Consider the following 3,508-nt stretch of genomic DNA (forward strand, 5'->3'; position numbering starts at 1 on the left):
GCCCCGAGGACCACCACCGCCGTCGCTCCCGCGACTCTCGCCCACCCTCTGCCCCGACCTCGCATGACTGCCCCGCTCCCTGCGCGTACGTACGTGTGCCGAGGGAGTCTCACACACGCGGTACGCGCAGGTCACGGCGGTTACGGCGGTGCGGCGCCCGATACCGGGGGTCCGCCGGGCCGGCTACTCCTCCGGCGGGAAGACCGGTTCCCCGCCGTCCGCGAGAGTGATCATGATGGCCTCCACCGGGCACCCCTCGGCAGCCGCGAGCAGTCGCTCGCCCGCGTCCGACTCCGGTTCCCGGGCGTGGGACTGCCGGGCGGTGTCGAGACGGAAGCCGTCCGGGGCGTGGTTCACACACATGCCGGAGCCGATGCAGACGCTCCGGTCGACCTCGACGTGCCAGCGGTCCCCCATCACGCGCCGCCCTCGTAGCCGGCCGGGAGGTGGATCATCTTGTGCTCCAGGTACTCGCCGAAGCCCTCGGGCCCGAACTCCCTCCCCAGGCCGGAGTTCTTGTAGCCGCCGAAGGGGCCGAGCATGTCGAGGCTGAAGGTGTTGACGTTGAACGTGCCGGTGCGCACGCCGCGGGCGAAGTCGATGCCGCGCTCCACGTCCCCGGTCCAGACGCTGCCGCTGAGCCCGAAGTCGGAGTCGTTCGCGAGGCGCAGGGCCTCGGCCTCGTCCCCGTACGGCAGGAGACAGATGACCGGGCCGAAGATCTCCTCGCGAGCGATCCGCATGGAGTTGTCGACGCCGCCGAAGAGCGTCGGCTCGACGTACCAGCCGCGGTCGAGCCCGGCCGGGCGGCCGCCGCCGGAGAGGACCTTGGCGCCCTCCTCCTGGCCGATGCGGATGTAGTCGAGGGAGCGCTGCTGCTGCCGCCGGGCGACCAGCGGGCCGACCTGGGTGGCCGGGTCGAGCGGGTCGCCGACGACGAGCGCGGCGGCCGCCGCGGCGAACGCCTCGGCGATCTCCTCGTACCGGGAGCGGGGGACGAGGATCCGGGTCTGGGCGACGCACGCCTGGCCGTTGTTCATCCAGGCGGCCGGGACGATCCCGGCGACGGCGGTCGCGAGGTCCGCGTCGGGCAGGATCACGGCGGCCGACTTCCCGCCGAGTTCGAGGGTGACGCGAGTGAGGTTGCGGGCGGCGACCTCCATGACCCGCCTGCCCGCGGCGACCGAACCCGTGAAGGAGACCTTGTCGACGCCGGGGTGGCCGACGAGGTACTCGCTGACCTCGCGGTCGGCGGGCAGGATGCTGAGCACCCCCTCGGGCAGCCCGGCCTCGGTGGCGATGTCGGCGAGGATGTACGAGTCGAGCGGCGACTCCGGCGAGGGTTTGAGGACCACCGTGCAGCCGGCGAGCAGCGCGGGCCCCAGCTTGGCCGCGGCGGTGAACTGCGGCACGTTCCACGGGACGACGGCCGCGACCACCCCCACCGGCTCGCGCCGGACGAGCAGCGGGCCGAGGATGCCACCGCGCCGCTCCTCGTACGTGAAGTCGCGGGCGACGGTGATCGCCGCGTCCCAGACCATCATCGCGCCGAGCGCCTGGGCGAGGACGGACCAGGAGTACGGTGAGCCGTTCTGCGCGCTGATGGAGCGGGCGATCTCCTCGTGGCGTACGGCGATCGCGTCCTTGATGCGGCTGACGACGGCGATCCGCTCCTCCACCGTCATCCGGGGCCAGGGCCCCTCGTCGAAGGCCCGGCGGGCGGCCGCCACGGCCCGGTCGACATCGGCGGTCGAGGCGTGCGGGACGCGTCCGATGACCTCCTCGGTGTGCGGGGAGACGACCTCGATGACGTCCTCGCCGAGCGGGTCGGTCAACTCCCCGCCGATGAACAGCTTTCCGTGCTCCACAAGCTCGGTCATGACCGCCGCCTTCAAGAGGAGATGAATTCCCTGACGCTGCCTCAGAACTGATACCAGTTCTAGTTATAGGGAGCAATGGCCCGGACAGAATGGGCCCCCATCAGCCGTTTTGCGGCTGGTGGGGGCCACTGTCACGCGGCCTGGGCCGTCTCGGGGACGTCAAGCGTTCATGGCGATGAGTCCCAGGGCGGCGTAGGAGAGTCCGATGCCGGCGGGGGCGATCCCGCCGCCGACGGTGGGGCCGCGCAGGGCGGTGGTTTTCGCCCACGCGGGTACCGGCTGCGCGGCCGGAACAGCCGCGGGCGGCGGCGGGGTGGAGTTCTGGGTGTAGGCGAGGGTGCGGACGCCGTTGGGGAGGGTGACCCAGTCGACGCCGGGCGGGATCTCGGCGGGCAGGATTACCGGCTTCCGGACGCCCGCGGGGACCTGGTGGGCAAAGACACCATTCTGTTTCACCACTCCCTCAACGACGGCGACTCGTCCAGCGGTGCCCAGCAGGTGGAGCAGGCACAGATGTGGTTCGACAGCGTGTGGGAGACGATCGGACGGGAGACCACAGCGGATGCCCTCTGACACCTTGGTCGGCGTGCTCGCCGACTACGACGCGATCCTCTTCGACTTCGACGGCCCGATCTGCCATGTCTTCCAGGGGCTGCCCGCACCGGGGGTCGCCAGGGACCTTTCGACACTGCTCGCCACGCTCGCCCCGGAACTCGCCGACGTGGCCCACTCAACTGACGATCCGATGGTGGTTCACCAGCTCGCACGCGAGGGCGGACAGGATGTCCTGGCTGCTGTCGAGGCAGCGCTCACGAACGCGGAGGTTCGGGCTGTCGGTGTCGCTGGCTTCCCGACGGGTGGGGCTGTCGAGGCCATGACGGCGGCACGCTCCTCTGGGCGACGCGTAGCCGTCGTCAGCAACAACTCGGCCGACTGCGTGCACGCCTATCTTTCAGCGCAGGGGCTCTCCGGAGCCGTCGATGCTGTGGTCGGCCGACCGGTCCTGCGACCGGACCTCATGAAGCCGTCACCGCATCCTCTACTCGAAGCCGCGGCGGCCCTCGGTGTATCCCCGGAACGTTCGGCGCTGGTGGGAGACTCCGTCACCGACATCGAGGCGGCGCGAGCGGCAGGCGCGGGCAGTATCGGCTTCGCCAACAAGCCTGGCAAGGAGGAAGATCTCGCCGCCGCCGGCGCGGGTGTGTTGGTCACCGACATGCGGTCCATCGCGCGCGCCTTCGCGGCAACTTAGCTGTGCCCCACGAGCAGTTCGGAGCCGGTCTGGCCCGCCGCACCGCGCTTAGGCGTTCACGATCCACGTCGGCCCTGAACTCGCAAGAGATCCCTGATTCGGTCACCGAAACCCCGAGCGGCTGCGGGCAGCTGGTTTCATGAGCCGACTTGATCCAAGCCGCTGACAACACCTACTCCTGCGCGAACGGGTCAGCGCGGTAAGACCTTCCCTACCTCATCAAGGCACCCGCCGCGCACGGCACGGCGCGCGCGGCCCGTCGCCGAGCCTGCGCTCCTGTCTCCGCCCCGCTCCAGCCCGGCCGCCATCCACACGTCTGACAGCTCGGTAGCGACGAACCCACGATGCGGCCGACGTGCGGCTCAAGACGATGCCT

At 70.6% G+C, this 3,508-nt stretch carries 3 protein-coding genes and 1 pseudogene; 1 reads left to right on the forward strand and 3 read right to left on the reverse strand.

Annotated features, from left to right (window positions below):
- Nucleotides 1-183 precede the first annotated feature (183 nt).
- From AOK00_RS34480 to AOK00_RS34490, 3 genes and pseudogenes are all read right to left on the reverse strand, one after another.
- Nucleotides 184-417: a ferredoxin gene (locus AOK00_RS34480; protein ID WP_055604074.1), complete on the reverse strand. Its 234-nt coding sequence runs from the start codon at nucleotides 415-417 to the stop codon at nucleotides 184-186.
- On the reverse strand, nucleotides 417-1,880 hold the full coding sequence (locus tag AOK00_RS34485; RefSeq protein ID WP_055604076.1) for an aldehyde dehydrogenase: 1,464 nt from the start codon (nucleotides 1,878-1,880) through the stop codon (nucleotides 417-419). The genes AOK00_RS34480 and AOK00_RS34485 overlap by 1 nt, the downstream gene beginning before the upstream one ends.
- A gap of 168 nt (nucleotides 1,881-2,048) precedes the next feature.
- Nucleotides 2,049-2,336 (reverse strand): annotated as a pseudogene (locus tag AOK00_RS34490) (hypothetical protein); the annotation flags it as partial.
- Between the two features lie 130 nt (nucleotides 2,337-2,466).
- Here AOK00_RS34490 and AOK00_RS34495 point away from each other — a divergent pair.
- On the forward strand, nucleotides 2,467-3,132 hold the full coding sequence (locus AOK00_RS34495) for an HAD family hydrolase (protein ID WP_254047608.1): 666 nt from the start codon (nucleotides 2,467-2,469) through the stop codon (nucleotides 3,130-3,132).
- Nucleotides 3,133-3,508 lie beyond the last annotated feature (376 nt).

The organism is Streptomyces aureus (assembly GCF_001418135.1).
Lineage (GTDB): Bacteria > Actinomycetota > Actinomycetes > Streptomycetales > Streptomycetaceae > Streptomyces > Streptomyces aureus_A.

Excerpts from the sequence above, each read along its gene's own strand:
- AOK00_RS34480 (WP_055604074.1), bottom strand. The coding sequence starts at position 417 with ATGGGGGACCGCTGGCACGTCGAGGTCGACCGGAGCGTCTGCATCGGC.
- AOK00_RS34485 (WP_055604076.1), bottom strand. The coding sequence starts at position 1,880 with ATGACCGAGCTTGTGGAGCACGGAAAGCTGTTCATCGGCGGGGAGTTG.